At 69.0% G+C, this 5345-nt stretch carries 6 protein-coding genes; 2 read left to right on the top strand and 4 right to left on the bottom strand.

What is annotated here, in order from left to right; all coding sequences use genetic code 11:
* Both AC1D01_RS19255 and AC1D01_RS19260 read right to left on the bottom strand, forming a co-directional pair.
* The coding region (locus tag AC1D01_RS19255) for a DNA-binding transcriptional response regulator (protein WP_477869078.1) at positions 1-289 on the bottom strand (289 nt) is incomplete at its 3' end.
* 443 nt (positions 290-732) lie between these two features.
* A complete protein-coding gene (locus AC1D01_RS19260) occupies positions 733-2124 on the bottom strand; it encodes a sigma-54-dependent transcriptional regulator (RefSeq protein ID WP_477869080.1) in 1392 nt (463 codons plus the stop codon).
* A 201-nt stretch (positions 2125-2325) separates the two neighbouring features.
* Here AC1D01_RS19260 and AC1D01_RS19265 point away from each other — a divergent pair, with 201 nt between their 5' ends.
* Together AC1D01_RS19265 and AC1D01_RS19270 are read left to right on the top strand one after the other, a co-directional pair.
* A complete protein-coding gene (locus tag AC1D01_RS19265; protein WP_477869082.1) occupies positions 2326-3183 on the top strand; it encodes a hypothetical protein in 858 nt (285 codons plus the stop codon).
* The gene (locus AC1D01_RS19270; RefSeq protein ID WP_477869084.1) at positions 3180-3449 is read left to right on the top strand and encodes a hypothetical protein; all 270 of its coding nucleotides are present in this window, start codon (positions 3180-3182) and stop codon (positions 3447-3449) included. Before AC1D01_RS19265 ends, AC1D01_RS19270 begins: the two co-directional genes overlap by 4 nt.
* Before the next feature lie 2 nt (positions 3450-3451).
* Here the strand turns inward: AC1D01_RS19270 and AC1D01_RS19275 are convergent, their stop codons facing one another.
* Both AC1D01_RS19275 and AC1D01_RS19280 read right to left on the bottom strand, forming a co-directional pair.
* A complete protein-coding gene (locus tag AC1D01_RS19275) occupies positions 3452-4435 on the bottom strand; it encodes a hypothetical protein (protein WP_477869086.1) in 984 nt (327 codons plus the stop codon).
* Positions 4436-4500: 65 nt separating this feature from the next.
* On the bottom strand, positions 4501-5345 hold an 845-nt coding region (locus AC1D01_RS19280), incomplete at its 5' end, for a sensor histidine kinase (RefSeq protein WP_477869088.1).

Consider the following 5345-nt stretch of genomic DNA (forward strand, 5'->3'; position numbering starts at 1 on the left):
CGACACCGGCGTTCAGCACGCGGGCGGCAGTCAGCGGGTCGGTGCGGCCGAGGGCGACCAAAGTCACTTCGGGATTCAGCCAGTTGCGGCGCCAGTCGACGAGCGCGCTGCAATCGGTGGCCGGGTCGTCGACGTCGACGACGATCAGTCCATGGTCGTCGCGCTTGATGCCGCGCAAGAGCGTACCGGTGGACGCGTAGACCTCGCACTGGAAACCGGCGCACTCCAATGCGGTCCGCACGACCAGTTGCGTGTCTTTGTCTTCGATCAACAAGGCTGCTTTGTTCACGAGACTCCCCTATGTGTTCAATGATGTCTGACGGTCTCGTTCCGCAAGCCATGTGCCACGAAGCGATGTATGGCTGTGCGACGGCCCCGCCGCTTGCAAGCGGTTTCAAATTGACCTGCAAGTGCTTGATTCGTCGTGGCGCGCCCTGGAAATGAACGGGCGTGCCAAGGCTCGCCCGATGCGCATCCGACAGTGGACGCGTGGGCGGGCGAATCAAGTTTGAGAAGAACGCGAGGGGGGCTCTCTCACGACTRCGACAGTCGTCGAACGTCGCGCTGCGCGACCGTTTCGCGTGGACTAACGATGCCCGCGGGCAGGGCTTCGGATGCCACCCGCAATTCGTGCGCCGAAGGTCGCGCCTTCGGACACGAGGGGCTCATCCTTCATGAGCACGGCGGTCGATGTCGGCGAAGCGCACGCGCAAGGGAGTATCGGGAATCGCCTCAGCCTGCCGGATCCGTGCTCGGATCCTTGTACGCCGACGGGTCCACCGCCAGCGCCTTCAGCTTGCGGTACATCGTCGCCGGCGTCAGCGAGAGCTCGGCGCAAGCCGCCTTCACCGAACCGCCGTGGCGGCGCAGCGCTTCTTCGAGCAGGCTGCGCTCGATCATCGCGACCGATTCGTCGAACGAGCGCGGCGCCGACGCCGTCGGCTCGCCGTCGACGAAGATCGGCAGGCCGAGGATCAGGCGCTCGGCGCAGGCCTTCAGCTCGCGCACGTTGCCCGGCCAGCGCGACGCGAGCAGCGCCTGGTGCTGGTCCGGCGTCAACGACGGCACCGGCATCTGGAAGCGCAGGCTCGCCTGCTGCACGAAGATCTGGAACAGCCCGAGGATGTCGCCCAGCCGGTCGCGCAGCGCCGGGAYCTTCAGCGAGGCCACGTTGAGCCGGTAGAACAGGTCGGGCCGGAACTCGCCCTTCTTCGCCAGGTCTTCCAGGCTCACCTTGGTCGCCGCGACCACGCGGAAGTTCACCGGGATCGGCTTGTTGTTGCCCAGGCGCTCGATCTCGCGCTCCTGGATCACGCGCAGCACCTTGGCCTGCAGCGCGAGCGGCATCGCCTCGATCTCGTCGAGGAACAGCGTGCCGTCCTTCGCGTGCTCGATCTTGCCGATGCGCTGCTTGCCCGCGCCGGTGAAGGCGCCGGCCTCGTGGCCGAACAGCTCGCTCTCGAACAGGCTCTCGGGGATGGCCGCGCAGTTCAGCGCGACGAAGTTGCCGCTGCGCCGGCCGAAATCGTGCAGGCAGCGCGCGACCAGCTCCTTGCCCGTGCCGGTCTCGCCGTGGATCAGCACGTCGACCGGGGTCGGCGCCAGGCGCAGGATCAGGTCGCGCAGCTCGCGCACCGGCGCCGCGTCGCCGCGCACGATCTGGTCGATGCCGGACGACTCGGCCAGCCGCGTCTTCAGCTGCCGGTTCTCCTGCACCAGCCGGTACTGGTCGGCCGCGCGCTGCATCACCGCCAGCAGGCGCTCGCGGCTGAACGGCTTCTCGAGGAAATCGTAGGCGCCCGAGCGGATCGCCTGGATCGCGGTCGGGATGTCGCCATGGCCGGTCATCAGCACGACCGGCAGGTCGGCATCCTTCTCGCGTGCGCGCTGCAGCACGAACAGGCCGTCGGCCTTCGGCAGCCGCAGGTCGGTCAGCACGGCAGCCGGCGCCACCGCGGCCATCTGCTCCATCGCCGATTCGGCGTCCTCGAACAGGCTGACCTCGTAGCCGGCCAGCTCCAGCGCACGCTTCACGCTGACGCGAAAGGCCTCGTCGTCCTCGATCACCAGCACGCGCGTCACCGGCGTGGAGGCGGGGCCGGCGGCTTTGGCGGGGTCTTGCATGGTCTTGTCGGGGATCGAGGGCTTCACGTGTCGTTCGGTCGATGCAGGCAATGCGGCGATCGTAGCGCCCTGCCGGACCCTTGCACGGGCGGCCGCGGGCAACTTCGCGCCGTCATGCGCGGCTTCGCACCGGGCCACCGCCGGCCCGGCCCGGCGGCCCTACCGTTGCGGCCAACGACGCCACTGCTGCAAGGAACCCGCATGCCTCCGATCAATCCGCTGTTGCTGAAGAGCAGCGCCCAGGCGCTCGGTCGCGTGGCCCAGCAGGTCGTCAAGGCAGCGCCCGGCCTGGCCGAAAAGGCGACGGGCGCGTCGCGCCTCGCCTCGAAGACGATGAGCGGATTGAGCGGGCTGAGCGAACGCCTGCCCTCGAAGCTGCCGAGCGCCGCGACGCTGCAACAGGGCCTCTCCGGCCTGCGCCCGCGCCTGCAGAACGCATCGCTGCTCGGGCAGATGGGCCGGCTCGGAGAGGGGGTGGCGCAGCTGTCGCAACTGGCGCAGATGCTGCCGACAGGCTCGACGGGACCGGCGGCACCGACCCGGCCCACGGAACCCACGGAACCCGCGAAACCCACGAAGCCCACGACACCGACCGCGAACCCCGGACACATCCCGCCGGGCCCGTTCGGCGCGATCCGCGATGCGGCGCACTCCGCGCTGAAAGGCCCGATGGCCGTCGCAGTGCGCGGCTCGGACCGCGCCTCGCGCGTGGCCGGCGAATTCCTGCAGGCGCTGCACGACATCGAGGGCAGCGCGCTGTACCAGAACTTCGCGCCGCCCCTGGTGAACCAGATGCTCGGCGAGGCCAGGACGGGCCTGCAGGCGATCCACGACATGATCCAGCGCTTCCAGTCCGGCCTCGGCCAGCTGGACACCGCGCTGCAGCCGGCGCCGTCCGGCGCGAAGCCGCCGCCGCTGCCCCCGAGGCCGACCACCCCGAAGCCGAGCGCCACCCTGCCGGCCTCGGCCTCGTCATCCGCCACGTCTTCCGACTTCTTCTCCGCGCAATCGACCCTGCCGAGCGCGCCGACCGCCTCGACCACCGGACCCACGACATGACCCTGCACGCCACCCCCGCCAGGAATGACCTCGCCTTCGACGACACCGCGTTCGGCGAACTGCGCGACGAAGCCGTGCGCCGCTTCGAGGCGCTGGTCGACCGCGTGACGGACGGGCTGATGAGCGACCCGCTCGACAACAGCCCGGCGCATGACCGCGAGGCCTGCCGGCTGGCTGCGATCGCGCTGCTGGCCGAGGCCAACCGCTCCGCGTTCGGGGCGGATTCTCTCGTCGCGCAGGTGCTGGCCGGACCGCCCGCGTCATGAGGTCAGTTCGTCAACTGATACATGAGCGATACCGACCACGCCTGCACCAGCCCGGCCGCCTGCAGAAACTCCCCGATACCCTCCTCGTTCGCGTTCGAGCCCATCAGCGCGCGCACCTCTCCGGCGTTCGTCTTCACCCTCTCGAAGTCGCCCCTCTCCAGCGCCTGTCCAAGTTGAAGGGTCTGCGCGACATGAATGATCGCGCAGCACTGCTGCACGCTGATCCGGACCAGTTCATGCAGGATCAGGCTTTCCGCGCACAGTGACTGCGGGCCCTTCGTCACATCCAACGGGTTCGCACCGGACAGGCTGTGCAACGAGGCCAGCGCCACGATGCATATCTGCACGGATGGCCGCGGGCGCCTCTCGATCTCCTCGCAAAAGACGGCGTGGACATCGGCAAGCAGCGACTCGTGGCCTCGAAAGGCCATCGCCAGCAGACTCCGGCAGGTGATGGGGCAGACCGCGCACAAGGTCGCCATCTCCATCACGTGCTTCACGACCAATGAGCGGCCGTCGCGAGTCGGGCACATCGCCAAGCCGCCGAGGGCGCTCCGCGCCGCCTTGACCACGGTCAGGCCGTGCAGGATTCCCGCCGGCTGCAAGGGGAAGTCCGCCTTCAGGTAGCTCGCGACAAACAGCTCTGCGCACTCCTGCGGCATCTCCAGCAGGGTGATCGCCTCCAGAACCTGCCAATGCTCGGTCTCGAAGGAGAATATTCCTCTGCGCTGGCCGATCGGCAGGCTGCCGATGCAGGTGCGGACAGCGGCCTCGCGCTCCGCAGTGGACTTCGACGCGTCATTCATGACCGACCAGAGTTGCTCGATCGGGTGGACCGACGAGTCTTCGCTCGAGTCCTCGAACGCTTCGGTGTCCGACGAACTCGCCGGCGGCGATCTCGGCGGAGATTGGGGGGGCGATCGCGCAGGCGATTGCGTCAGCGGCGAGGCCCTCCTGGGTGACAAGTCAGACGCTGTTCGTTTCATGTCGTGCTCCTTCCACGCCGCTTGAGTGGGGCCGCACGGCAAATCGTTCCATCACGGGGACGGAACTACAAACTCCCCGGCACCGTCGTCGGATCCTCCAGCGGCAGCCGCACGTCGAACACCGCGCCGCCGGCGCTGCCGTTGCGCGCGCGCAGGTCGCCGCCCATCTCGCGCATCACGTCGCGCGACAGCGCGAGGCCCAGGCCCAGCCCGCGCCCCGCCGCCTTGGTCGAGAAGAACGGCTGGAACAGCCGCTCCAGCACCGGCGGCGCGAGTCCCGGGCCGTTGTCGGTGACGCTGAGCACGACGAACTCGCCGTCGATCGCGCAAGCGAACTCGATGCGGCGCGCCTGCACCGGCTCCAGCACGTCGAGCGCGTTGTTGACGAGGTTCGCGATCACCCGCACCAGCTGGCCCTCGAAGCCATGCGCCAGCGCATCGTCGAAGCCGATCTCGATCTCGCACGGCGTCTGCACCAGCCGCGAGCGCAGCATGCCCAGCGCCTCGAGCACCGCCTGGCGCAGGCTCAGCTGCTGCACCTGCGCGGTCGAGCGCGCCGGAAAGGCGGCGAGCTGCGCGGTCAGGTCGGTCAGCCGGGTCGACAGCTTCAGCATCGTGCGCATGTTCGCCATCACCTCGGCCGTCTCGCCGCTGTCGATCAGCTCCAGCGCCGTCTCGGCGACCAGCCGGATCGACGCCATCGGCTGGTTCAGCTCGTGGTTGATGCTCGCGACCAGGTGGCCGACGTTGGACAGCCGCTGCGCATAGGCCAGCGTCTGCTCGGTGCTGCGCAGCACCTGCTCGGCATCGCGGTCGAGCGCCAGCATCTCGGCGCGCAGCGCGATCGCCTCGCGCTGCTGCTCGGCGGCCACGCGCGAGCCTTCGGCGTAGGCCTCGTAGGCGCCGGGGT

The organism is Rhizobacter sp. P3_B12 (assembly GCF_056402895.1).